Consider the following 26,176-nt stretch of genomic DNA (forward strand, 5'->3'; position numbering starts at 1 on the left):
TTTATCATTTATTCAGAAAATGATAATATATGTATTAAGCTTCACCTATCACCTCGTTGCTAGTGTATACAAATAAAGGAGTGCTCTTTATGCTGGCATACCACGGAACAAAATATAGCAATGCTACTTCTATTTTAAAAAATGGATTTTTTTTAAAAACTTATGATGTAAATAGTGAAGAAAAACAGTCGATGCCTGGAGATTTAGGTGCTGGGATTTATGCATTTATTTGCGATAAAAAGCTCAAGAATTCTATTAATTTTGCAAGAAAAAGATTCGCTCCTCATCATTGTACCTTGATCCTAGAACTTATAGAAAACTATCCTGTTTTAGATTTACAAGATCCGAAAAATATAGAGTATATTTCAAGATTTAGAGAGAGTCTCGATTTAAAGAGGATTGAGGAACGCGCTAAAAAGGATAAGGGAAAACGGACAGTCACTCTAGATGGTTACATTATCGAACTCTTAATCGCAGAATCAGAAAAAAGAAATCCGAATAATAAAATTGCAGCTGTCCGTGCTCCCAGTTATACTAAGTTTGAGAAGGGTATAAACTTTCACGCTTCTAAAATACCGAACGGAATCGAACTATGTATACGGCAAAAAAGTATCATTAAAAATATTAAATTAGCTAAACCTTAATTAAAAAAGAAATTAAATTGGGAGGGAATACAAATGAAAATAAATCTTTTTGACCTCTTACCTCCACCAGAAGAATTAGCGAAAACAGTCGATTTAAATTTACTTGAAATTCAAATTTTTGGAGATATCGAAAGTGAAACAGGAAATGACTATCCTAATGGTAATGTAGACAGCAAGTATTCTAGTAAAAACCCTTCACAATCAACAAACTTTCTTGAAATAGGATTCTACATGACACAATCGAAAAGGAGAACTTCTAGACATGTAAATAAAAACTGGTCTTTTGATTTGAGCAGTAAATCTACTCTTAACCATATAAAAGGAGAGTTTCAGACATGCTAAATTCAGTTCTTTTAGAAGATGTGAAAATTAATGAATGCTTCTTTTCTTCTATGCCTGGGCTTACTGATCCTGGCACAGGAAAATTTCATATCAAATATGAAGTTTTTCCTCATGCTGAAAACTTAAATCAGACATTAGTGCAACTCTACTTCAGTTTGCATTCGGATCAACTAACTGACGAGGAAGAGCCTGCCTACAGTTATGAAAGCTTAATAAATGCTTTCGTTTGGCATGAAAATGAACTCGATGAAAGTAATATTCATAGCGTTATCTTACAAGTAATCCCTCACATAAAGAACCACTTAAGTATGATTGGTACTTTTTCAGATTTAAATCTAAAAGCAATTAATTTTGATGCTTTTTCACAAGAAATCAAATCTAAAATTAGTTAAATGCACAACATCCTATTTCTACAAGAAAATATATAAATACGAATGCAATCAAAAACAAAGAAAGAAGCAAATTCCTATGAGTTTGCTTCTTTCTTATTTTAAAACTGTTATTGTCTTTTTAAAAATAAATGTGGGCTTTATGTGGGCTTTTTAAAAATCACGTGTCAAAAATTTGGCACTTTGACACATTATCTATTATTTTCGGTTTCTCGATGATTTTTCCGTAGTTTTTGACACATGATTTTATAGGTCTTTTTACTTTTTATTTCCTTTCTTTCAGTCTTGGTTTCAGCTGAGCATCCTCAAAGAAAGTCTTGTAAGCCAGTTGTGTGAATAGGATGACGCTCATTGCGACACCACCTAGTATCCCGAGCATAATAGCCAATTGGTACTGTATCGCTGTCACTGGACTGAGACCTGCTAGGATCTGCCCTGTCATCATGCCAGGAAGGAAGACGATCCCCATTCCGACCATATTGTTGATCGTTGGGAGGACGGCGGAGTCGAAAGCTCGGTCGACGTAGCGTTTGACGGCTTGTTTTGGTGTCGCGCCTAGCATGAGAGCGGCTTCGACTTTGTCTCGATTGTTCGACATATTGTCGAGTAACGACTGGATGCCGAGTGTCACACCTGTCATCGCATTGCCGACCATCATGCCCGCAATCGGTATGACGTAACGCGGATCGAACCAAGGCGAAACGTTTAAGACGACGAGGTTGAAATAAAGAAGTGCTACAATCGAACCGGCAAACATCGAACTAGCGATGACGCGTTTTAACGCTTTCGGCATAGCGTAAGGGACGCGCTTATATATGTTGTATATCGCAAACACTTCCATTGCGAGCACGATGCCGACGACGAGCCAAGCATTCGGATTGTCAAAAATGTACGCAAGGACGTACCCTGCAATGACGAGCTGAATCGTCATGCGCAATGTGGCAACGGTTAATTGCATTTTGCGTGAGATGCCACGCCATTGAAAAATGAGCAGCACAAATAGAACGAATACGTATGCGCTCACGAGACGCCAAAATTCAATATCAATCAATGATTTCACCCGCTTTCACCGTAATGATCCGGTCGCTCACTTCTTCAGCGAGTGATTTCGAATGCGTGATGATGATGATCGTTTGTCCGGCTTGTTTCGCATTGCGCAAAAATTGTCGCATCACGTCTTCTTCCGTATGATCGTCTAACGCAGACGTCGGCTCATCTAATATGAGGACGGATGGATTCATAAGAGCGACCCGTGCGAGTGCAATCCGTTGTTTTTCGCCTCCCGACAATGTCGCCACATCATCTTCTAATGATTGAGTCAGTTTCATCTCTTGTAGCACACGCATCATTTCTTCTTCTGTCGCTTCTCGTTTTTCTGCATAGTGTAAACCGAGCTGCAAATTATCACGGATCGTTCCTTCTACGATGAGCGGTGTTTGCGACAACATGACAACGTCGCGACGTAACGTGACCGCGTCCATTTCTTTAAGGTCTCGGCCTTTATATGTAATCGTTCCTTCGGTTGGGCTATTCATTTTATTGAGCAATTTCGCAAGCGTCGACTTCCCCGCTCCACTTTCCCCGACGATACATGTAATGTCTCCTTCGTGGATCGTCAAAGTGGGGACGTGCAACACGTTTAAAAAGCGAATATTTTGTAGTTCAAACATATCCTCATCCTTTCTCCTATTCTGTACCCGATTTCTCTTATTTTACACAACTTCGGTGAAAGAATGCGCAATTTCAATGATTCTCGATAAGAAAAAAGTTGAAATAGCAAATGCGCCATTCCAACTTTTTCTCGTTTAGATGATCGTATTCTAATTTGCCACTCCCTCCATACAGAGGGAGACTCGTCTGCTGCTGTTGCAATGTATGATGCAGCAATTTCAATCCACTCCCTCCATACAGAGGGAGACCATTCCCCCGGTTCCGCTTACAACGTGCGCGATGTATTTCAATCCACTCCCTCCATACAGAGGGAGACTACTCACGACGGTTACAGATTTATAAGCGAGTTTATTTCAATCCACTCCCTCCATACAGAGGGAGACTAATAAGTTCGCAAAGCTCGAAAGATTCAGCTTCAATTTCAATCCACTCCCTCCATACAGAGGGAGACTTAGAGAAAAATGTAGATCTATACCCTACGTATAATTTCAATCCACTCCCTCCATACAGAGGGAGACCTGGCTTGTAGTTGGCTGGCTTATGACCTTTTTTATTTCAATCCACTCCCTCCATACAGAGGGAGACGCCAAAAATCGACACTTGTTTAACACGTCCTGCACATTTCAATCCACTCCCTCCATACAGAGGGAGACCAGATTCAGATAGATATAATTATATATACAATCATATTTCAATCCACTCCCTCCATACAGAGGGAGACCAGATTCAGATAGATATAATTATATATACAATCATATTTCAATCCACTCCCTCCATACAGAGGGAGACACAATTGAAAAAAGAAGAAGCGAGGGAAGAAGAGTATTTCAATCCACTCCCTCCATACAGAGGGAGACAACGGAATCGCTCCGGTATTTGATGCGATGGTAACATTTCAATCCACTCCCTCCATACAGAGGGAGACAATTAAAGAGGATGCCACGAGATACTTGTATCGTTATTTCAATCCACTCCCTCCATACAGAGGGAGACTTAAATGCGGTGAAAGAGAAGCATCAAGAAATTGAATTTCAATCCACTCCCTCCATACAGAGGGAGACTTCCATTCGCCATTCGGTGTACAGTTCACCGTTATTTCAATCCACTCCCTCCATACAGAGGGAGACCAAGGGGCAGGCAGAATATGCGAAAGCAGTTAGTATTTCAATCCACTCCCTCCATACAGAGGGAGACGTTTTCCCGCCACCGCACCCCAGCGTAACGAGTGGAATTTCAATCCACTCCCTCCATACAGAGGGAGACAAGTACATAAGTTAACGACTGATAGAGATTTTCGATTTCAATCCACTCCCTCCATACAGAGGGAGACAGCGAGGGGTAGGTTTTTCACCCTGCTATTACTACATATTGTGCCTCATTTCCCTTTTTCTTGCAAGTAGCTGCCTGTACTTCACTAAATGTTCGTAAAGTATGCTTTTTTCTTTGCGAAGGTCCTGAGGTTTTCATGGGCACTTCGGGTTCGCACGCGTTTTTGTTTAGTGGCAATCCCAGTTGTATAAGACGTTGGAGAAATCGCGGTTTTTTAAGTCGTCTGGGTGAATGAAGAAGTTGGCGACACCTGCATCGCCCCACATACATTCAATCGTATCGTCTGTGTCGAGTTGGAAAAGTAATTCGTACTCTTTTAAAACGTCGTCGCTGTAGGCGCGAGGATCTTCTTGGGTAAAGTACGGATAGCCGCCGAGTTGATGACCGGAAGAAGAGAAGTTTTCCCATAACTCGTCTAACACTTCGTCTTCTTCATCGCCTAAGTCGAGTGCTGTCCAATCGTACTGTTCGGTAAAACGGAAATCGTCGCATGATAAATACATCTCTTCTTGCGTAAATTGTAAAGTTCCCGCTTCTTCCATCGGAAGTCCGTACTCTTCTACAGGAATGTGTGGAATGTCTGCCCATTTTGTTTCGTCTTCTTCTACCGTTTCATGATAGACGACGCGAAATGTATCTTGTTTTTGCGGGGCGTCGAAGTCGAGACCGTATAGATCGTCACTTGCGATAAAAAATTGCAGTAAGCCCGTCGTCGGATAGTGTGGCAGTGGTTGCTCGATTTCGTCGAAACGAATTTGCGCTAACAAGCGGAGCGGTGTGCCGTCTTGCGCTGTCGGATAAGGCATCGTTTTTAACCAATAAGGTGTGCCGCCAAAATGACTTTGCGTGCGGGATGGTTGTTCTCGTTTCGTCTGGATGCGAATCACAGGGCGTGCGGTTTGTTCTAAGCCTTGGCGCCACGCTTCTAATTGTTTCGGTAATTGTACAGTCATACGTCCCACTCCTCTTCTAATCGTAATCCATTTATAAATTGTTCAAAGTTGTCAGCGAGCTTTGTTTCTTGTTCGCATTCTACGTCGATATGGACGACAGATGGTTCTCCCGTCGGTCCACACGCTCGGTAATCGAGATATACGAGGTCGTGGCCAGCTGACGGGCAGTCACAAATCGCTACACCAATCGCAGGATAGCCCCATTCACTCTCCCAAAAATGAGTGCCCATCTCTCCCGCAATACCGTATTCATGTGTGCTCGATATAGGGAAGAATGCTGTAATGGCGATGTGGTCTTCTGCCCAAGATGTCGCCTCGCTTGTCGGATACGTGGAGCGAAGCGGGATTCCTCCATTTTGTCCACGCATTAAGTCGATATAACGGCTCGGTAATGTGTAGCCTAATCGTTGTTCTACTCTCTCAATCTCTTCATCTGTCGGCTTTGGCGCGACGTATGTTTCGGTCGCGTATTCGCTCATTTCCCAAAAGTTTTCGATCCTCAGCATCCCCTTTCACTTTCCATTATAAAAGAACGAGTGTTCGCTTTCAAGTGTGAAGAACATATTTTAATTGAGTATCGAAATCGAGGACGAGATGCGCGGGCTTTGTCGTGCGTAAAAATCCGAGTGCGTGCAATTGTTTTTCCACCGCATGCCAATCTTCTAACCACATTAAATTGTCAATCATTGAGCGATCGCCTACGTAAACACGTTCTTCTTCTAATTGATAATGATCGATGCGAATGCGCACAGGCTCTTGCCACGCCACTAAACGTTCTAAGTCCGCATAGTCGTGAATAATGTAATCGATCGGCTGATTCGGAATCGATGCCCGTTCAGGATTGAACCAACAGCTCGGAATACCCGCTCTCCGCGCTCCTTCCATATCGCTCGTCAATGAATCCCCAATGACGAGCGCCCGCTCTGCTTGAAATTCGGGAATCGTTTCGTTTACCGCTTCAAAAAATCGCTCGTCCGGCTTTTGAACACCGATTTCACTCGATACGAAACGATAGGCGAAAAAGGAATCGAGATTCGACCGCTTTAATCGAGCATCTTGCGTATTTCCGACACCATTCGTCACAATCGACAAGCGATGATGACGTTCTAAACGTCGAAGCATGTCATACGCCCCGTCAAAACTGTAATCATCCGCTGCAAGCAACGAACGAAAACGCTCATCTAAAGCGACACCATCGCCTTCTAATTGATATGCGTCTAGCCATTTCATAAAACGGGTTTCTAAAATCGTCGGAACCGTTATTTCTCCCGCTTCCGCCGCTTGCCATAAGGCACTGCTGATCGTGCGAAATGTCTCGAATCCATCCGCATAATCGATACCGTAATCCGCAAAAATCGTTTGAAGTGCCGCTTCCTCTCCTTTTTTAAACTGCAGTAACGTATCATCCACATCAAATAATAAATCTGTATACAACACCATCAACCATCCTTTCTCATTTCTGTAGTATACCACGCGCGAACGACACGAAAAAGTTGTCAACTGTTACACCTCGAAATAAAAATGACAATTCGTTCGTTTTTCAGACATTAGTTCGTCAAAAGTTGCTTTAAACAAAAATCTTGTCGCTTAAACATGGTTTATGCGGAAAAGTCGTTAACAATCGATTAATTTTCTGTGTCAGTGCTTTGTCACATTTTCAAATGTGAAACAGCGCTACGTACAGCAGAAACATCGCTATGTTATGTTCGTCTTAACAACTAAAGGAGCTGAACATTCATGAAACGAAATATATTAGGTGCCGTCACATTATCATCGGTTTTACTTTTAGGCGCATGTGGTTTAGGGAATACGATGAAAGTCGAACAACAAGAAGGCATCGATGCCGCACAAAGTGAGGAGGTTGCGCAAATGCCAGGAACAATCGGTTTAATTGACGATATTACAGATGAGCACATTTTAATGACAGTTGAAGAATCATCTGTCTTTAATGGCAAAATGAAAGGTCAACGCATTTTCTTCTCAACAGGAGAAATTGATGACGAAACGAAAGCACAGTTAAAACGTGGACAAAAAGTAAAAGTGGAACATGGCGAAGCATTCGGTATGAGCCATCCACCGGTCGGCAACGCTGAAAATATCGAAGTGATCGATAAAGCGATGAGCGAACAGCCCCATGTGATGATTTTCAAATATGACGGAGGTTCAACAGACTACTTACGCCACGGAACAGTGACAGGTGCAGCGATCGCATCAGTTGAAACAGTATTAGAAGAAGCGACATGGGAAGACGCTGAGTTCCCGTTCGACGGACCAGCGGATTACCAATTTTCAGTCGAAACAGCATCTTCACCATTTAAAGAACAAAACATCTTTATGCAAAATACAGACGACGGCGTTCTTTTATACAATGCAGCGACTGAACAAAAAACAATCGTCTCAGGCGGTATGTCACAAAAATTAGTCGAATTAATTAAATAAGTACACACAAAAACCAAGCACCTACTTAAAGGGCTTGGTTTTTCATTTGTCCTTCATAACATATACTATACTTTTTCACGATATACTTTTTACATTGTTTGCCACTTTCATCGTACCGTTCCTTGTCGACGTTTAGCGCTAATTGAAAATCGCCGTTTTCGATACGAAGGACGTCTTCTGTTTCCCATACGAGATGTAAACGTTCACGAGCTTCCGCAACATAAATCGTCCGACTTCCTACATTGACAATCGCCCGTACCCCACCTGCCGCACCCCCGTATAATTCGTAGCGAATGACCGCTTCATGTTGATGATTCGGAGATACGATCGGGTCTCCGTCCACTTCTCCTCGTTCCGTATACCATTCCGACGTCGTCCATATTCCCCAGTTCACCGCTAATCCGATGAGCGCAATGCCGATTCCGAACCAAATGATTTTTCGCAACTCGTTCTCCCCCTTTACTACGTAACGTGTCCTTCTTAAACAAGTTCCCTCTTTTCATGAAACTTATTCCGATTTGTAGCGTATAATAGCTATATCAACATTAGAGGAGTGTCGGCGATGAGCATTTTTAACTTTTTTAAAAATCAATTTATCGAAGTAATTGAATGGACAGATGATAGTTCAAACACATTAGTGTACCGCTTCCCTGTCGCAAATAATGAAATTAAAATGGGCGCGAAGTTAATCGTGCGTGAATCACAAGTGGCGATTTTCGTCAATGAAGGAGAAGTGACGGACGTGTTCGGTCCAGGGCATCACGAACTCGTGACACGCAATATGCCTATCATGACGAAGTTAAAGTCATGGCCTACTGGTTTTAATTCTCCGTTCAAAGCGGAAGTGTATTTCGTCAATACGAAACAGTTCATCAATCAAAAATGGGGCACGTCGAATCCGATCATGATGCGCGATCCAGAGTTCGGGGTCATCCGTTTGCGCGGGTACGGAATTTATTCGTATCGCGTCAGTGAGCCGAAAGTGTTTTTACAACAATTGTTCGGCACGAACGGAGTGTATACGACCGAAGCGATCGAAGGTCATTTAAAAAAGATGATCATTTCAGGTCTCAGTGATTTATTTGCGGAATCGGGTATTCCAGCGCTCGATTTGGCGATGCATTACGATGAATTAAGTGAAGCAGGACGAGAAAAAATGCGTCCGCGTTTTGAAGCATTCGGTTTTGACATTACATCGCTCTATATCGAAAACTTATCGCTTCCGAAAGAAGTCGAACAGACGATGGACGAGCGGACGAGTATGGGTGTTTTAGGCGATATGAACCAATACCAACAATTCCAAGCGGCGAAAGCGATTCGCGAAGCGGCACAAAATGAAGGTGGCGCTGCAGGATTAGGCGCGGGCTTCGGAGCGGGTCAAGCGATGGGGCATATGTTGAACCAAGCGCAAACGCAACAACCGAGCACGCCAAATGTTCCGAACATGAAGCCTTGTCCGCATTGTCAAGAGGCGATTCCACACGACGCGAAGTTTTGTTCACATTGCGGGAAGTCAACAGCACCAGATACTGTTCCATGTGTGTCATGCGGAACGGCGATGCAAAAAGGAGCGAAGTTTTGTCCAGATTGTGGAGCGAAACAACAAGCAGACTGTCCGAAATGCGGGCATGTGAACGCTCCAGGTACGAAGTTTTGCAGTGAATGCGGAGAAAATTTACAACAGTGAGGTGACGAGCTATGCCACATGAGCTCCATGCGGAAGAAAAACAAACGACGATTTTCCAATGTGCGTCTTGTGGCGGTAGTGCCCTTTTCGACCCGGAAAGTCAGCAGTTAAAATGTCAATTTTGTGAGTCGTTAACGCCGATTGAGCGGACCGATGAACAACATATTGAATATCCCCTTTGGGAAACACTCGCCACATATGAACGAGGAGAACGGGAAACGACACGTATTTTCCATTGTGATAATTGCGGAGCGGAAACGGTGCTCGATCCATACAATATTGCGGACTTTTGTTCGTTTTGTGGTTCGAGTCATATCGAAGAACAAAATGTCGAAGAAGTCATTACCCCTTCTCTCGTCGTTCCTTTCCAAGTGACGCATCAACAGGCGATTCAAAAGTTTCGAGAATGGATGAAAAAGCGCTATTTCGCCCCTTCTAAATTAATGCAGCTGCATCAAATGGATAAACTGACAGGAATCTACATTCCGTATTGGACATTCGATGCGGATACATTTAGCAAATATACGGTCAATGTCGGGACGCATTATTATGTGACCGAAACGTACACGTATACGGACGGCGACGGCAAAACGCAAGTCGGCACACGCACCGTTCAAAAAACACGGTGGCATATTGAAAGTGGGACGTATACAGAATGGTTCGATGACATCCTCGTGCAAGCGACCCACCAAACGGCAAAAGCACTCATACGAAAAGTCGAACCTTTCCATCTCGGTGGATTGACGGATTACAAAGATGAATACATTTCAGGTTTTTTAGCAGAGCGTTATGCGGTCGGTCTCGATGATGGATGGTCCATCGCGACACAAGCGATGGATCGCGCGATTCGTTCTGGCATCGAGTATCAAGTAAATGGCGACATCGTTCAAATTATGAAACTAAAAACCGAGTATTCGGACGAAACGTTTAAACATTTACTGCTTCCGATTTGGCTATCTTCTTTCCGTTTTAAAGACAAGACGTATCAATTTATCATTAACGGGCAAACCGGGAAAGTGAGCGGCCAAGCGCCGATCAGCTGGGTAAAAGTATTACTCACCACACTCGGCATCGCATTCGTCGCTTTTCTCTTTTATATGTATATGGAAATGCAATAAAAAAAGTGGAAGGAGCGTATCACACACGCGCCTTCCACTTTTTCATGTCTAAATTTTTCAAAAACAGCCCGGTCCTCGTAAGGAGCCGAGCCTGATCTCTTATTTCAAAATATCATATCATCTTCTATCATTCAAGATGATAGCATTCTTCACTATTTTTTTGAATCATTATCCCCCATGCGCTCGGTTAAGTCATAATGCATGAGCGCGTCGGGTTGATAACGGTTGTAGCGCAATTTGTACAAGTCGAATAAATGGGTGACGAGTACTTTTAACACCGCATACCCTGGAATCCCGAGGATGACCCCAGCAACTCCGAATAACGAACCGCTCGTCAATAAGACGAAGATAATTGTAATCGGGTGAATTTTGAGTGATTTCCCCATCACTTGTGGTGAAATAAACTTGCCGTCAATTAATTGCACGACCGTCCATACGACGATTAACTTCACTAACATCCACGGACTCGAAACGAGTGCGATGATTGCTGCTGGTGTAATCGCAATCGCCGCTCCGAGATACGGAACGACACTTGTAAACATCGCAATGACCCCAAGCAATAACGCATATTTCATACCGATGATGAAAAATCCAATTGACACCATGACACCGATACAAAAAGCGACGATAATTTGCCCTTGAATGTATGCGCTAATTTGACGATCCGCATCTTGCAAAATCATCTTCGCATCAGGACGCATGCGAGGTGGCAACATTTTCACTAAAACGGCTGGTAATTTTTCGCCGTCTTTCAATAAGTAAAATAAAATGAACGGTACTGTCGCGATACTTAAGACGATGCCTGTTAAAGCGCCGATGAAATTCGACACGCCGCTTGCGACACTGCCTAATGTATTGCCGACTGTTTTTCCGATATTCGCAAAACTGCCATCGAAAAACTTCGACACATTGACATTCATATCATTGTAATACGATGCAAAAATCGAAGAATGACTTAAAAAATAGTCGATATCTTGTGTTAACTTTTTAAAATACGTTGGAAATTCCTCTACTAAATTCGTAAATTGGACTTTTAAAAATGGGAAAATTAAAAAGACGAACAATGTAATTAAACCGATGCCCCCTACGAAAATGATGAGGATGCCCCACGCACGCTTAATGTGTATCTTTTCAAGCAAACGTAAAATCGGACGCAATAAATAATATAAAATCGTCGCTAAAATAATCGGCAAGACGACCGTTGAAAAGAAAACGCGTAACGGTGTGAAAACGAACGATACTTTATCGAAAACGAAGATGATCAATCCGATGAGTAAAATGCTCGCTAACACATAAAGTGTCGTCATTCCCCCTAAAAAAGGCATGAGTGGAAATATCCCACGACGCACATCCTTTTCATGCTCTTGTAAAACGTGCTCTCTTTCTTTCTCTTTCATTCCAAATCCCCCTGACCTTAATGCAGAAATTGTTGAAGGGCTTCCGCATTTTGTTGTCGGTCAATTTCGATGACAGCTCCCGCATGTTCATACGTGACGAAGCGATACGAATGCTCGATTGGAATCGTCATCGTCTCAACAGATAAATTTTTAGACGTGACGATTTTCATCGCTTTCGACAATTCATCGATCGGCGTCATATCGGTTTCGATAAATTGTGTTACCGCTCCGAGCGTTTTCGGAACTTGCGTCAACGTCGTCAACGTAAGCAAGTTTTGTTGCATCGCTTCAAGCACTTGTTGTTGACGTCTCACACGACCGAAGTCGCCTTCTTCATCCGCACGAAATCGCGCATAGCCGAGCGCTTCTTTCCCATTTAAACGTTGAACACCAGGCATTAAATGAACGCCGATTTTTTCGCTCATCTCTTTCTCGACATCTACTTCTAACCCTTTCGGGAAAGCGATGTCGACCATCGTTTCGAATGTTTTAAAATCGACGAGGGCGTAATGATGAATCGGGATATCAAACATCGTTTGAATCGCATCTTTCGTTCCTTGTACGCCATTTAAATAAAACGCTGTATTCAATTTATACGAACGGTATCCTGGAATTTCGGCATAAATGTCTCGCATAAAGGACACAATTTTAATCGATTGTTCCGCTTGATCCCAAGAAAGAACCATCATCGTATCCGTTCGTGACTTCCCGCTCCCGTCATCGTCTACACCGAGCAGTAAAATATTTTCCACACTCGGATTCGTCGGATCGACGAGATCTCTCGTAAACGGTCCTGGTTCAATCGACATCGCCTCACGCGCCATTTGCGTGCCGACATAATATTGATACGTACTGTAAATAATTCCGCCAAATAACGTGAAGACAGCAAGAGTAAACAAAGTACGAGCTTTGCGTAATTTTCTCTTTTTCTTGCGCGGTTGTTCAAATTCGTTCATGCTGATCCTCCAAAACGCGTGTCATATAACTATGGACGTTACACGACTGAAATGGTTGCTTATGAACGATTATACCATGATTGGTTCAAAAGTGGTGTAGCCCTTCGTTGCATTTTCCATACCCTGTTTTGTTTAGAAACTAACCTTTTCGTGAAATTAAGGAAATGTTAAGAATTAAAACGGAACTTTTTATACCGCTTCATCGCTATAACTTATACAAACATTATGAGAAATGAGGAGACGTTATGAAAATCAAACCACTCGTCGCCTTCACGTTAGGGGGCACATTGCTCTATTCCGTAGGGGCCACGCTCTATTATCGCAATACAAATCAACCGCGCATACATCGACACGGGGCGAAACAAGCTATTTATTTAACGTTCGATGACGGTCCGCACCCATTTTACACACCGAAGTTGCTCGATTTATTAGCCGAGCATAATGCGAAAGCGACGTTTTTCGTCGTCGGCGAACACGCGAAAGCGTATCCTGAACTGCTAAAACGCATGAGTGAAGAAGGACATGCGATCGGCATCCATCATATGCACCATCGTTCTAGCTGGACGATGACACCGCAAGCATTGCGTGAAGAGGTGACACAATGTGCACGTGTCATTGAAACAATTACAGAACGTGCGCCTCAGTTATACCGTCCACCTTGGGGACATTTCAATGCCGCTTCCATGAAAGCGAGCCCTTATCCATTCGTCCTTTGGAGTCATATTTTCGGAGATTGGAAAGTATCTCAAAATCACTTATCTCGCCTGTTAAAAGAAGATATACCGAACGGTTCTATTTTATTGTTGCACGACCATGACGGAACGCTCGGTGCCGACTTAGGCGCTCCGCTACAAACATTAGAAGCTGTCAAACAATTTTTGAAATTACAACCAGGACGCTCTTTCCATGCGTTATCGAAAGAGGTTTTACGATGACGATCGAAACGATTACAGGGGCATTCGCAACATACGGCTATTTCCTCGTCTTTATCAGCTTATTTTTTGGCATTGTCGGCATTCCCGCCCCCGAGGAATCATTGCTCGTCATTATCGGTATGAGCGCTGCGAGTCATCATATGTCGCTCCCTCTCGCTTCGTTAACTTCAATTGGCGGTGCGATTGCCGGTATGCTCGTCGCCTACGCAGCAGGGCGATGGATTGGACGGCCCGCTCTCGAAAAAATCGGTCCGTGGATCGGCTTGCCGAAAGATAAATGGGAGGCGGTCATGCACAAATATAAGACGCGCAGTCGCCGTACGCTCGTCTTCGGTTACTTTTTGCCAGGCGTTAGACAAGTGAGCCCTTATTTAGCAGGGACGACTCAGCTTCCTGTTCTACGTTTTACTTTATTTTCTTGCCTAGGGGCTATTTTATGGGTCATCCCTTACGTATTACTCGGCTACTATGTCGCCGCACGTTTTAACATTCCTCCGGTTTACATTTCGTCGATCGGTTTTATTTTATTCGGACTTTTTATTATTCATTTCATTTATCAAACAATTCAAAAACGACTGAAAAAGGAGCCTGTATCATGAACATTTTAATTTTACCGCTCTTCCGCTTTCCGACGGGACACTCTGTCGTCGCGGAAACGGTACAACGAAAAATTACGAAAACTCATCCTGCGACACATATTGAAATTGTCGACTTACTTTCTTATACGAACCCATTACTTGAAAAAATCGTCGGCACGACATACATTCGCTGGATTCAAAAAAATCCACAATCGTATCAATTTATGTATGAGAAAAACGTCAATTCTTGCAAGAAGAAGAAAAAAGAAAAAATGCCGATTTTAACACCCCTTTTCATTCGCTCGATGAAAAAATTACTCGACGAAAAACGACCGGACCTCATTTTATGTTCGCACGCTTTCCCGTCTAGCATTTTGAGCGCATTGCGCGACAAAGGAACATTCGTACCGCCTGTCGTCAATGTATATACAGACTTTTTCATGAATGATGTTTGGGCGAAATCAACGAGTGACTACCACCTCGTGCCCCATGTAGAAGCAAAACGTTTATTGATCGACGAATACGGACAACCGGCCGAACGTATTTTTGTGACGGGTGTGCCGATCGATGATGAAATTTTTATCCCGAAGTCATTAGGTGAAGTCGGCCACCAACTACTCATCGCGGGCGGAAATGTCGGCTTTATGGACATCGAGCAAGTAAGCCGACTTCTACATATGTACGAAAGTCATCATTTCAACATTTTATGTGGCAATAACAAAACTTTGTACGAAAACATTCAAGCAGCCGACCACCCGCGACTCCATGCGATTCCGTACTTAAAAAACCGCGAGCAAATGAATGAGTTATACGACCGGATGGACGCAGTCATTACAAAGCCAGGCGGTGTGACGATGACCGAACTCATTCATAAACGTCTTCCGATTTACATCGATCATTTTTTACCTGGTCCTGAACAAGAAAACTTCCACTACTTACAAGCGCGTGGACTCGTTCAACAAATCGACTTAACCGAAGGAACCGCACTCGAACTCGAAAAACAAAACGCCGCTTTCCACGAAGCGTGCGATCGATATGAAGCCCAGTTCGAAATGAACGCCACTGAAGCCCTCGCCCACATTATCGAACAAGTTCGAACCGTTTCCTTAAGGCAATAATATAAAAAAACCCCTCGTCGAATCCACTTTTTCTAAAGTGTAATTCAACGAGGGATTGTTTATTTTAAAGAGGTATCTTTATTCGCATACGCTTGTTCTAGCAGTTCTACCCCACGAATGAGCCAAGCCGAAATGAAAAACACGCCAAACAATACAAAATAGGCGATCGCATAATTTCCGTTAATGACGTAATTGTATCCATCGTCCATGACATACGCATTTTGCCCAGGCTGCTGCTCGGACAACTCCTCTTCCCCTTCTGAATATTCCCAGTACTCTATAAGCGGTGATTCGTAAACGTACATTTTGTAAAAGCCGATCGACAACATCGCAACGGATAAAATGAAACAAACCCAAGACCAAGCACTAAACTGTTGCATCTTCCCCTCTCCCTTCTCTTACGATTGATTATACAGAAAAAGGGAAGGAATTATAGCTTTTTTGGAAAATAGCCTGTTTATTTTTTCGGCTTTGTACCGAGTTCTTCCATGAGCTCGTTTCTTAATTGATCGATTTCTTCTTTCGTCATGTTAGGTTGGGATGTTTCTTCTTTTGCTTCTTGCCACCAACTCGGCAATCGTTCTTCCCGTCGATTCGAATATGTATTATTTTTTCTACCGTATGTCGCTTTACTTCGTTTAATTTCTTCTTTCACTTCCTCTACCGTCGTCAATCCTTTCTGTTCCCAATCTTCCAAAATCGACTTCGTATAATTCCAAAATCGCGAATATTCCGCTGTTCGTTTAATCGCTAACGAGACGATATCCGCTCCTACTTTTTCTATCCATTTATGCAAGGCGTCATTCGTTTCAGGTGAAGGGGGTAAAAGTTCGTGTTGTTTATACAACCGATAAATGGAATCGTGTTGAGGCTTTTTCTTTTTCACGATCATATTCAGCCGATAAATATTATTCGTAAATCCGACCTCCTTCCGTTTTCGAAATGTCGTCAAATACCCTCTTGACTCCAAATCTTCCCGATGTTTTTTCAATCGTTGTCGTGAAATATTTAAGTCGTCACACACTTGTTCAACAGGTGGAAAAGCTTCTCCTGCAGCATTCGAATACGCTGCTAAATACGCATAAATCGCTTTCGCTTCAATACTCAACTGCCGGTCTCTCATAATTGCTTTCGGTACAATGCCATAACCATATTTCATAATTCCTTCCGTCTCAATCTTCATCGTCCATATCTCCCATCTTTCGTTTTATTTTTTATATTGACAAGCTTTCTCAAAAGATGGACAAAAAGTTTTGATTGTTTTTTTTGTTTTTTTGTTTTTGTTGTTTGGGAATATTCCTATGTCGGATATTAAATATTAATGGTATAGAGTACATATGGATAGAAAATCATATAATCATCTTTTGGTAATTTTTAAGAATGGTATTATTAGGGGTAAGGTTTTGTAACATACGATTTCATAACGTTACAAAACATAACGATACGGAATTTTGTTACGATTTGCTATGTTACAAAACGTAACGATACGGGCATAATGATAGATTTCGTAACCTACCATTTCGTAACGTTACAAAACATGACGGTACGAAGATTTTAGAATGAAATTTCAAGAAAAATTTACTGCTTCTTTCCTAAAAATCATGGATTAAAATTTTTCTCAAACTACACTTTGCACCTTATTTATACAAAACAAAACCAGTGCTCTTCAAAAGAGACACTGGTTTAATTATTATTTTCTACTATTCATTGGGGGTACTTGAACGACGTATTGTTTTGGTGATCCTAACTCAGTTCCTTCTAAAAATTGTCCGCTTACGAAGCATTGCCCTTTTTTGAGGGAACGTAATACTTCTTCAAAATCGCCACCTAGACGTTTTGATATCGAGCGTACTTCACTTTCCGCTGGGTTAAAGTAAATTTTCGTTCCCGCGTTCTCAAATACCGCCAATTCTTCCGTCGTAAATTGACTAAATGTTTGAGTAGCAAACCAGGCAGACCAACCAAATTTTCGTCCTTCTCGCAATATTAAGTTAGACGGAGCACCTTGTGCAAAACTTAAATTTTGTGCCTCATCTAAAACGACAGCGACGGGACGGTCTTCGTGGTTGCTCAACATGAAATACCATAAGTCCCATAAAATAAATTCAGTTAACACTTTTTTAATTTCAATTTGTTCATAACCGTCTAATTGAATAATATTGACTTGTCCGTTTGAGGTGAACAAGTCATCCCAATTATTTTCGGAAGTGTAATCGAACGGATCCATGTCAACGAGCTGTGTTAAACGAGATTGAATCGAAGTGACCACTGACTTTTGACTATCTTCCAATAAAGATAATTCATCCATTAACAACGTGAGCGTCATATGGTCTTCATACTTTTCGATACCATTTCGAATCGCGCGGTATAACGTCATTTTTTGTTGGTCTCCAAACGAACGATACACCGAGGCAAATACTTCTACTACACGGTTCGCTGTTTCGTTCGCAGGCTCTGGTGTTTCTCTCCCAGCGACAAACTTCATTCTCCGTTTAAATGGATTAATGGGCATTTTATCGATATATACGACGCGTTCTTTTAAATGTTCGCCGACATGCTGGACGAACTGTTCTTCTAATTGATGCTGCGTATAACTTGCAGAGTAGTCAATGATGAGAGACGGTTGTTTCGCATCGTGTAAGTCCATGAGTAAAGATTGAATGAAGTACGTCTTCCCTTGACCGCTTCGCCCTCCAATCACTAAATGACGATTGCTTAAACCTTTATGGTCAAATTCCCAATAAATATTCATCCCTGCGTTTGTCGCACCGATGAGTGGACGACTTTGGCTGATTGTTTCAGGAACAGGTTCTGCAGGCGAAGGCTCTAACGGAACGGGCGCATCTACTATTGTTTCAGGTAACGTTGAATGAGTCTTCTGCTGCTCGCCTATTTGAGGTTCTGCTACCTTACTATGGATTTGCTCTTCGTTTTCAACGCTGTTCACTCGTTCTTCCACCGGTGAAATGACCGTCTCTTCACGTGGAGCAGCCGGTACATCATACGTAAATTCTTTCAGTGCAAATATATCCGTCATTGATTTTGTCAACAACTCGTAGCCTAATTGTTCTGGATATGTCGCAACGACGACTCCTTTTAAACGTGTAATATCTTCTACATATTGATCTTTCTTAAAGGATAAAACGAGACCTTCTCCGAATAAATGTTGGTGAGTGTTCGTCATATGGAAATCATTGTTGAGCAATCGATATTCAACTTCTTCTGCCATCGGTTCTCCGTAAAATTGTTGTTCATGCATTTTTTTCGCATTGGTAATAAGACGTTGCATAAAGAAATGACGCATGAAACGACTTTCAAATGTATCTCGTTCTAATACATCGCGCAGTCGTGCATTTAACGCTTTTACTTGTTCAATACCTTTACTAATTACCGATGACTCATTATGTCCAATTTTCACTTCAATCGGATAGAAATGGACCGCGATTTCATCGTCTTCATCAATTTCATACCCCATCATTAATAAATCGTCGCTACAATTTCCATGATGGCCGATCGTCATTCCTGAAAATAGACCGTCTTTTTTACTTAAGTGAATCGCATTTGAAACACGTACGATCTCTTCCATCGAAATCGGAACCCAATGAATGTCGGGTGCTTGCTCTGTGAAATAGCGAAGTGCTTGTTTTAACGCAGACAATACACTCATTTTTTCACGTTTATCGTACGCCTTATTTTGAACAGCACGCAGCAGCCATTCACCGTTAAAAACGTTAAATGCTTTAATCGTTTCTTCGATTTCCTCTTGTGTCGGATGAATGTCATGCGCTTCTAAAAATTGTTGAATGACTTGAACATATTGTTTCGATTTATTCGTTACTGTAATCGCATCAAAACTCATCGAAGAGCTCAGTTGATCACTATAATGGACGACGATTAAATCTTCCTCATGTTCTGTAAAATACGTTAAGTCCATTTCTGGATTAATAAACGTAACCCATTGCGATTGCGCATACAGTTCATTCAGTTTTTGCTCATTCAATTGATGGACGCGTGTCGCGATGGATTGCCATTTGCGATACGGATGTGTCCCTTCATACATCATATTCGCTGCGAATTCATTCATTGAAAATACGAACCATTCTAACAAGCTTTTACTTTTCGATTCAAAAGAGCCTATACCAAACCCAATCCGGTACCCACCCTCTTCTGTCAATTGCGATGAAGGTGAAACGAGCAAGCCGTTCAGTGACGTACTATTCGGTAAGCTATCCATCATTTGTTTCACAACTTCTGTTTTTCCATCCATTTTGTAAAATGATAAATGAGCATACTTTACTTCATCTGTAAACGACTTTTTTGAGAAGCGAATTAAACGTTGTAAATGAATAAAGACATCTCGTTCTAGTTCAAACTTATTTTTAAACGATAAGTTTTGTAAAAAAGCTTCCGCTTGTTCTACCGTTGCGAGTTGAATAAAGGTTTCAAAGGCGCTCGTTCCTGATTTCATATAACTTGTAATTTCAATCGGACGCATCGCTTGTAACTCTGCACCTTTTCGGATTTCTTGCATATACAGTTGAACGATTCCTTTCACGATTTCATAATCGTCTGGAATGTTGACGATATTCATTTTGAATGGTGTCCGCTTCGATATAGCAAATAAATACGGATAGTATTCTAAAAACTGCTCAATTTTCTCTTTTACGACATGAGCTAAAAATTGATTCGCCTCTCCCACTTGAACCGTTTCACTATTTTTATAAACTGTCCATTCTGGTAAAACATCATGAGACACTGGTTTATATAAACGATTATTCGCTTGCAAATAAGGTAAGACATGTGATTTTCGGATACGTTCAATCGTATTTTTAGAAAGCTTTTCATTCGCCATCAGTTGTTGACTCACAAGCTGATACGCCATATTCATCGGTGACAAACTCGTATAAATTAACTCTTGCCCATTGTCTAATCGACCGAGTTTAAATAAATTCCGCTGTGCTTCAGTTAATAAAGTATCGTTTTGAATACTTTGAATTTCTTGAATATAAGAGGTAATCAATGCTTCAACCGCTTCACGCAACTCCCCTTCGTAATAAATAAAAGTGAAAGGGGCATCGATGTCTCGACTCAAATTCAATATGCGTTCGTATGCTCGCTCGATGCTAGACGGCAAAGTGAGTGGGACAGGTGTCCATTGACCATCTTGCATTTCAGCATAATGCCAACCTTCTTTCACCCAACGACGTTCCAACTCTAAATACGGTCGCTCATTAGAATGAGTGGAATAAGGATAATCAGAAATGTACGCTTGGCTAAAGTCCTCTGAAAATGGAATTGTCTCCGTCGATTGGAATTTTTCTATCCAAATATCACGGGCAAATTTCGGAACAATCGTCATCGTCTCATCTTTAATAACAATCGGTAACTCATAGTTTGGTGTACGGACATACATTTTTGTCGTGTCCGACTCTTCAATTGCGGAAGGATGTAATTTTAATTGTAAGCTCGTTCCTTCATAAACGATCGTCTGTTCAGCCTCTGTGATTGCCACTTCTTCCACTCGTTCTGACTCTCCTAAAATGATCGGCGTTTCATTTCCCTCAATCGTTAACGCATACTTCGCTTTACTTTGCGTATTAATTGTGTAATTTTGACTAACTGATTGCAAAAACTCAGGTTTATCCTGAAGTACTAAAATACTAAAGATATAGCGCATGCGCGATTCATCTTCATGTCGATACAAAACACGATAAAAGTCTGCTCCATCTTTCATTTCTAATGTCACTTTTAATCGCTTACCGCTCGTTTCTGTAAATTTTTTCGCTTGATTTGTCAAAAAGCTTGTTTTCGTATTTAAACTGAACGGAATGATCAATTCTATTTCGTCTTGCATTTGTTCCGAAAATAAAATAATATTCCATTCTCGCATACCGGCTGCTGTCGATGATTTTGGACGTTTCCACATCGTCACCTCATCTGTCGTGCAAGTGATTTGATCCGCATACAATTCAATCGCTCGACTGCTTTTTACTTCTTCTTCCCATTGGATAATTTTCGTTAAATCTGTCTCGTACCAGACGTCTTTCTCTTCATCTTTTTTAGGCTGTAATTGTTTTCTGCCGTTTCCGAAACGGTTTTCTAATTCTTCTTTCGCACTTCCTAACTCTCGAATTTGTTCAATGTCGTGGTGAAGGGCTGTATTTTTATCGAGACGCTTTTCTATTTCTCGTTCTTTCTTTTTCCAACTTGCTGACTGTTCTTTTAACAGTTCTTGCTCACTTAATAATCGCGTCAATTCACTGTCTGGAAAGTATTGCAAGCTAAAATAGTCTTTCGGTGTGACTTTTTCTTTATTCGCAATTTGTAACACTTCTTCAAAATCTAAAAATGTTGTATTTTCCAACGTATATTCACGTTCTCGACGTTTTAAAAAGTGTTGAATCATTTTGCGACTAACCGGATCTTTCACATCTTCTTCTATAATGCGTTCTAATGCCCCGATAAAGCGTGTCACATGGAGAGGCATCCCTTCATTAATTAAATGGATACTCCCATCTTTAATCGAGTCTTGCACAGACGATGTTAACAAAACGAGAGAAGTATTTTCCCATTGCCCTTTTTGTAAACTCATCGCATTTCGCAATGTTACTAAAAAGGACGGAGCAATATTGTCATTGACGACCGCAATGACGTATTTATATTCCCCGTAATGTAACGCGATCGTTTCATACGTTTCAGACCCTTCCTCGTGCTTATAAATGAATGGCCTAGCAACCGACATCGCTTCAAATATTTCGAACAATTGCTCGGAAATGTCGATGCTCGGTAATTGCAAATAGTAACGTCCGACATTTTCTTTCTTTACTTCTTCTTGAAAAAATTGTGTTAATTGATTTGCGACATATTTATAAAATTGGTTTGACATATTGTGCATCCCCACTATCACTTTTCTTTTCGATGTAGTTCAAGCTATCAAGTAAATCTACGATAACTTCTTTTGTTTTATAATCAACAAAAATTCCACGCTTTTCAAATTCATCCCAAAGTAAGTTTAATTCTAATCTTTCCGTTCCGACACTCACGGCAACGAGTAACATCACTTGTCGTTGGTCTAGTCCATTTAATTTGCCGAGAGAGCCACCATGCTTGTAATAAAAGCGATTAAACAACTCTTCAAACCCTTTCGGATAGCGGCTGTTTACTTCTTCCGGAATATTAATTTTCACTTGTTCATACATTTCACGATACAATTCTCCGATTGTTTCACTCGACTCAAACGGACGCCCACTCTCTTCAATGACACAATAAACGGTTTTCATCCATTCTTCCGCCGATTGAATATATTCTTTCACCGCTTCCGGACCTGCCGCTTCGACTGCTTGTTGAATATCATGATAATACGCATTTTGTTCAATGCTTTCCGCTTGCGAGACGATATTTAATAAATGTTCGTGCGCATAAAAGTTTTTTAATTCATTTCGCACCATACGGTAGCCCCATTTATACGCATCTCGCCAACGGGCAGATTTTTCTTCTTGGTAAAAGAAATAAATCGGCACCCAGTCTTCTTCATTGAACTGTTCCATCCGACTCACTTGTAAAATGAGTTGACTAATAGCGATAAATGTATATTGCGCAAACAATAATTCAATATTTTGCACTAAAAAGCTCGGGTGCTCTAATAATAATAAAAAGTCTTTTTTAAATTGCTCCCCTAATCGTTTCAATTTAGGCGCATATAAAATTTGAATCCCTTTTTTCGACTCTGTTTCTTCATCACTGAACAATCGGAAAATAATATTGTTAGGTTCTAAACTTTGAATCCCTTTTAAAAACTCCTCTCGGTAAGGATGTAAAAAGACATCGTGAACGAAATGAATTAAATATTTTTCTCCTTTTACTTCATTTGCATTTTCAGACAGTGGAACAGCCGTTAACTGAGAAACATCTTGAACAGTACCGCTCGAAACGATCGCTCGTTCTGATTCGATATAACTTTCAAAAAACCGCTCCGCTATAGCGTCTTTAAAGTCGAGTTGTGCTAACACATCATCAAAGGATTGTTCTTCAATTGAATCGATAGATATATTTTGTAATTTACGTAAAGCGCCTGCGACAATCGGCATAAATCCGTTCTTAAATTGAGCACGCTCTGGATTTCTTGTCGGGAAAGGTAATAAATACACTTTATCTTGTCGGTTATTTCGATATTTTTTCTCTGCTACATTGACGTTCATTACACGATTTATAGTTTCAGCTTGTAAACGATAACTCATCACTCAATCGACTCCACTTCATATTTTTTCAAACCGCCTCCGAAAAATGGCTTCTTCATACGAACCATTTGTTTCGTCGGAATATGGACAATTAACATTTCGTCAGACTTATCCGTATAGCGAATAATATCGCTATAAAACTCAACAAACTGCAAAGCTTCTGTATAGTCTTGTCTCGTCGGACGATATCCATTCGCCACATTACATAATAGTTCAAATAACGCATAATCAATCGTCACATAAATCGTTTTTCCGTTCACGTCTAATCCTAATTCGACTTCTGGTTTTAAACGATTTATTTCAGTTTGGCCTCTTGCCTGTCCAAATTCCCGCCCTGGTCTTGCATTCGCTTGGAAAGGTATCGCCAATTGATAATTCGATTCACCGATCGCATCGATGTAAATATAACGCTCTTTCGGACTACCGATCCAACGCTCAATCGCTTGCATCATCATATGAAATAACTTTTCATACGCATCATTTGTTTCGGTATAGTAACTGAACAATGTTTGTAAAAATTGATAAAATCGTTCGTTTAATGCAGCATGATTTAAAATGTAATAGTGACGGATTAATAATTTAGAATAACTTTCAACGTCTCCGTCTGTGTTTTCCCATATCGTTAAATAATGTGCATTCCCTGTCAAATGTTGCTGAATCATCGTTGTTACATCATTCGTCAAAATAAATTCGCGCAACAAGCTATCTAACACTTCCGCTCGACGTGCTACAGGGTCAATCGTATGCAAAGCATGCATTAACTCTGAACGTTCGGGACGTGAAAATAATAAGCTCGGTAGCATATGGTCTGGATGGAATGTTGTATTATCTAACGGAACGATCATGTCATAAATGACGTTGTAAAGCGCACGCGTTGATAAGAAAAGTTTTTCTTTCATCATCGCTTCTACTAACACTTGAACAATTGCGCTAGGCATCGTTTCTTCCTGTAATAAAGAATAATTTAAATGAGCCGGGGTCCATACATCACGCTCACGATCCTTTTGCCAGGCGCGATAAAATGGATTCTCTTCTGTCGGCGCGACAATTTTTTTAATAATGGCTTCAAAAAATCGTGACGTCGCTCCTTTATCACTAATTTCATACGGTTGTAATCCAGCAAAGTTCAGCAATGTCACATCTTCTGTGCTATTGTCAAAGTCTTTATCTACTTCAAACACTCGGGATGCTTCAATCGCATGAATCGTTTTCGGAAATTGTGTTGTATGGCGATGTTTCGCATAAAAATTGTGCAACACTCCGAGGTTAATCGCGAGAACGACTTTATCTCGGCCGGCCCCTCGTCCTTCAAACGGTGCTAACACTTTCTCTAAAGTTTCAATTTCATCTTCACTCGGGTTATGAGATTCCGTCGAGTCATTGTGCACATACACTTGCTCCAGCAACTCAGGGCGAATTTCATGTACGTATGAAATTAAGTGACTTTTTCCGTCCCCTACGCTACCGCATAACATAATGAGATGTGCGCCATTTTTGCTCTCTGCCTCTTCAAGTGCACGTATGAAATGTTCCTGTATCGAACGCTCCACGTGCATATAATGCTGTAGCTCTGTAAATTCTTCCGCGTGCACAACCGATTGAACAGATGAAGTTTGCAAAACCGAAAGCTGTTCTAAAAAAGTAAAATCTTTTTCTTGCGATACCGTTTCAACAACCTCAACCTTTTCGATTTCAACTAGCTCTACTACGTTTTCTTCTACCTCTTTTTCTTCTTTTTGAACGACTGGCTCTTCTATCTGTTTCTCTAATAAAACTGTGCTAGATACGTCTAGTGTACGACCGATAAATCGTTCAAATGTTTCAGTAAACGTGTACTTCTCACGATCGTTAATCGAGCGATCCCACATATTTACGACGACTTCATTAATGTAAAGAGCATCTGCCAATTCTTCTTTTGAACATTGATAAATACTATGTATTTTTTTCCATGTAAATGCTAAATCATTATTACCAAAATAGTCTTTTGATAAAGGAGATAATTGCGTCAAATTCGCAAGCGTTTCCATTCGATATTGAGAGAGTTGTATAAAAATCCCTTGTAATTGTGCTAACGCTGCTATCGATAAACTCGTTTCTTGCCCTGCTTGAATCCACTGTTGAACTTTATTCGTTTCACTATTTTTAAGTAGTGGTGTTTTTAAAAGTGTATTCCATAATGTAATATTCATTCTATTGACCTCCCTTAGAGATATGTACATGTATTGTACTATATAAAAGGCATACACCAAAATTTCATTTTCATGTAGCCTAAATCACTACACCATTCATCCATTGCTCCTAATTATATTCCATAAAATTAAGCTGTAACGATCGGCTTAACGAACACAACTATTTCAAAAACCCCTCACATCATCTGTCATGT

At 41.1% G+C, this 26,176-nt stretch carries 22 protein-coding genes and 1 CRISPR repeat array; of the genes, 9 read left to right on the forward strand and 13 right to left on the reverse strand.

What is annotated here, in order from left to right; genetic code table 11:
* Positions 1-89 precede the first annotated feature (89 nt).
* From ACFQ0V_RS03240 to ACFQ0V_RS03250, 3 genes are read left to right on the forward strand one after another with little or no spacing between them, the layout of a single operon-like run.
* On the forward strand, positions 90-644 hold the full coding sequence (locus ACFQ0V_RS03240) for a hypothetical protein (protein ID WP_381009604.1): 555 nt from the start codon (positions 90-92) through the stop codon (positions 642-644).
* 33 nt (positions 645-677) lie between these two features.
* On the forward strand, positions 678-986 hold the full coding sequence (locus ACFQ0V_RS03245) for a hypothetical protein (RefSeq protein ID WP_381009607.1): 309 nt from the start codon (positions 678-680) through the stop codon (positions 984-986).
* The gene (locus tag ACFQ0V_RS03250) at positions 980-1,378 is read left to right on the forward strand and encodes a hypothetical protein (RefSeq protein ID WP_381009610.1); all 399 of its coding nucleotides are present in this window, start codon (positions 980-982) and stop codon (positions 1,376-1,378) included. The genes ACFQ0V_RS03245 and ACFQ0V_RS03250 overlap by 7 nt, the downstream gene beginning before the upstream one ends.
* Positions 1,379-1,640: 262 nt before the next feature.
* Here ACFQ0V_RS03250 and ACFQ0V_RS03255 read toward each other — a convergent pair whose 3' ends face one another.
* The 5 genes from ACFQ0V_RS03255 to ACFQ0V_RS03275 form a co-directional block, all read right to left on the reverse strand.
* Positions 1,641-2,435 (reverse strand): ABC transporter permease, encoded by a 795-nt coding sequence (locus tag ACFQ0V_RS03255; RefSeq protein WP_381009613.1) that lies wholly within the window; start codon positions 2,433-2,435, stop codon positions 1,641-1,643.
* Positions 2,419-3,045 carry an ABC transporter ATP-binding protein gene (locus ACFQ0V_RS03260; RefSeq protein WP_381009616.1) on the reverse strand — a complete coding sequence of 209 codons (627 nt, stop codon included), beginning with the start codon at positions 3,043-3,045 and terminating at the stop codon, positions 2,419-2,421. Before ACFQ0V_RS03260 ends, ACFQ0V_RS03255 begins: the two co-directional genes overlap by 17 nt.
* A 216-nt stretch (positions 3,046-3,261) precedes the next feature.
* Positions 3,262-4,376: a CRISPR direct-repeat array (repeat unit 33 nt; unit sequence ATTTCAATCCACTCCCTCCATACAGAGGGAGAC).
* Between the two features lie 166 nt (positions 4,377-4,542).
* Positions 4,543-5,328, reverse strand: coding sequence for a YwqG family protein (locus ACFQ0V_RS03265; RefSeq protein ID WP_381009619.1), 786 nt, complete (start codon positions 5,326-5,328; stop codon positions 4,543-4,545).
* Positions 5,325-5,834 (reverse strand): SMI1/KNR4 family protein, encoded by a 510-nt coding sequence (locus ACFQ0V_RS03270; RefSeq protein WP_381009622.1) that lies wholly within the window; start codon positions 5,832-5,834, stop codon positions 5,325-5,327. The genes ACFQ0V_RS03265 and ACFQ0V_RS03270 overlap by 4 nt, the downstream gene beginning before the upstream one ends.
* 40 nt (positions 5,835-5,874) lie before the next feature.
* On the reverse strand, positions 5,875-6,765 hold the full coding sequence (locus ACFQ0V_RS03275) for a YjjG family noncanonical pyrimidine nucleotidase (RefSeq protein ID WP_381009625.1): 891 nt from the start codon (positions 6,763-6,765) through the stop codon (positions 5,875-5,877).
* 300 nt (positions 6,766-7,065) lie between these two features.
* On the opposite strand from ACFQ0V_RS03275, the gene ACFQ0V_RS03280 reads away from it, so the two are divergent.
* Complete coding sequence (locus tag ACFQ0V_RS03280; RefSeq protein WP_381009628.1) at positions 7,066-7,767, forward strand: DUF3221 domain-containing protein; 702 nt, start codon at positions 7,066-7,068, stop codon at positions 7,765-7,767.
* 25 nt (positions 7,768-7,792) lie between these two features.
* On the opposite strand, the gene ACFQ0V_RS03285 is transcribed toward ACFQ0V_RS03280, so the two are convergent.
* Positions 7,793-8,212, reverse strand: a complete 420-nt coding sequence (locus ACFQ0V_RS03285; protein ID WP_381009631.1) for a hypothetical protein — start codon at positions 8,210-8,212, stop codon at positions 7,793-7,795.
* Positions 8,213-8,329: 117 nt separating this feature from the next.
* Here ACFQ0V_RS03285 and ACFQ0V_RS03290 point away from each other — a divergent pair, with 117 nt between their 5' ends.
* Positions 8,330-9,454 carry an SPFH domain-containing protein gene (locus ACFQ0V_RS03290; protein WP_381009634.1) on the forward strand — a complete coding sequence of 375 codons (1,125 nt, stop codon included), beginning with the start codon at positions 8,330-8,332 and terminating at the stop codon, positions 9,452-9,454.
* A gap of 11 nt (positions 9,455-9,465) precedes the next feature.
* On the forward strand, positions 9,466-10,572 hold the full coding sequence (locus ACFQ0V_RS03295; protein ID WP_381009637.1) for a hypothetical protein: 1,107 nt from the start codon (positions 9,466-9,468) through the stop codon (positions 10,570-10,572).
* 152 nt (positions 10,573-10,724) lie between these two features.
* On the opposite strand, the gene ACFQ0V_RS03300 is transcribed toward ACFQ0V_RS03295, so the two are convergent.
* Together ACFQ0V_RS03300 and ACFQ0V_RS03305 are read right to left on the reverse strand one after the other, a co-directional pair.
* Positions 10,725-11,897 (reverse strand): AI-2E family transporter, encoded by a 1,173-nt coding sequence (locus tag ACFQ0V_RS03300; RefSeq protein ID WP_381009795.1) that lies wholly within the window; start codon positions 11,895-11,897, stop codon positions 10,725-10,727.
* A gap of 89 nt (positions 11,898-11,986) precedes the next feature.
* A complete protein-coding gene (locus ACFQ0V_RS03305) occupies positions 11,987-12,925 on the reverse strand; it encodes an LCP family protein (protein ID WP_381009640.1) in 939 nt (312 codons plus the stop codon).
* A gap of 245 nt (positions 12,926-13,170) precedes the next feature.
* On the opposite strand from ACFQ0V_RS03305, the gene ACFQ0V_RS03310 reads away from it, so the two are divergent.
* From ACFQ0V_RS03310 to ACFQ0V_RS03320, 3 genes are read left to right on the forward strand one after another with little or no spacing between them, the layout of a single operon-like run.
* Entirely contained in the window at positions 13,171-13,860 is a 690-nt protein-coding gene (locus ACFQ0V_RS03310) for a polysaccharide deacetylase family protein (protein WP_381009643.1), read from the forward strand.
* Complete coding sequence (locus tag ACFQ0V_RS03315) at positions 13,857-14,459, forward strand: DedA family protein (RefSeq protein ID WP_381009646.1); 603 nt, start codon at positions 13,857-13,859, stop codon at positions 14,457-14,459. The genes ACFQ0V_RS03310 and ACFQ0V_RS03315 overlap by 4 nt, the downstream gene beginning before the upstream one ends.
* Positions 14,456-15,556 carry an MGDG synthase family glycosyltransferase gene (locus ACFQ0V_RS03320; RefSeq protein ID WP_381009649.1) on the forward strand — a complete coding sequence of 367 codons (1,101 nt, stop codon included), beginning with the start codon at positions 14,456-14,458 and terminating at the stop codon, positions 15,554-15,556. The genes ACFQ0V_RS03315 and ACFQ0V_RS03320 overlap by 4 nt, the downstream gene beginning before the upstream one ends.
* A gap of 59 nt (positions 15,557-15,615) precedes the next feature.
* Here the strand turns inward: ACFQ0V_RS03320 and ACFQ0V_RS03325 are convergent, their stop codons facing one another.
* From ACFQ0V_RS03325 to dptF, 5 genes are all read right to left on the reverse strand, one after another.
* On the reverse strand, positions 15,616-15,936 hold the full coding sequence (locus ACFQ0V_RS03325) for a hypothetical protein (protein WP_381009652.1): 321 nt from the start codon (positions 15,934-15,936) through the stop codon (positions 15,616-15,618).
* Between the two features lie 77 nt (positions 15,937-16,013).
* A complete protein-coding gene (locus ACFQ0V_RS03330) occupies positions 16,014-16,739 on the reverse strand; it encodes a helix-turn-helix domain-containing protein (RefSeq protein WP_381009655.1) in 726 nt (241 codons plus the stop codon).
* Between the two features lie 507 nt (positions 16,740-17,246).
* Entirely contained in the window at positions 17,247-22,442 is a 5,196-nt protein-coding gene (locus ACFQ0V_RS03335) for a helicase HerA domain-containing protein (protein WP_381009658.1), read from the reverse strand.
* The gene (gene dptG / locus ACFQ0V_RS03340; RefSeq protein WP_381009798.1) at positions 22,423-23,793 is read right to left on the reverse strand and encodes a DNA phosphorothioation-dependent restriction protein DptG; all 1,371 of its coding nucleotides are present in this window, start codon (positions 23,791-23,793) and stop codon (positions 22,423-22,425) included. The genes ACFQ0V_RS03335 and dptG overlap by 20 nt, the downstream gene beginning before the upstream one ends.
* Positions 23,793-25,982, reverse strand: coding sequence for a DNA phosphorothioation-dependent restriction protein DptF (dptF, locus tag ACFQ0V_RS03345; protein ID WP_381009661.1), 2,190 nt, complete (start codon positions 25,980-25,982; stop codon positions 23,793-23,795). Before dptF ends, dptG begins: the two co-directional genes overlap by 1 nt.
* Between the last annotated feature and the right edge of the window lie 194 nt (positions 25,983-26,176).

Origin of the sequence: Savagea faecisuis, from assembly GCF_042675605.1 — a bacterium.
Taxonomy (GTDB): Bacteria; Bacillota; Bacilli; order Bacillales_A; family Planococcaceae; genus Savagea; species Savagea faecisuis.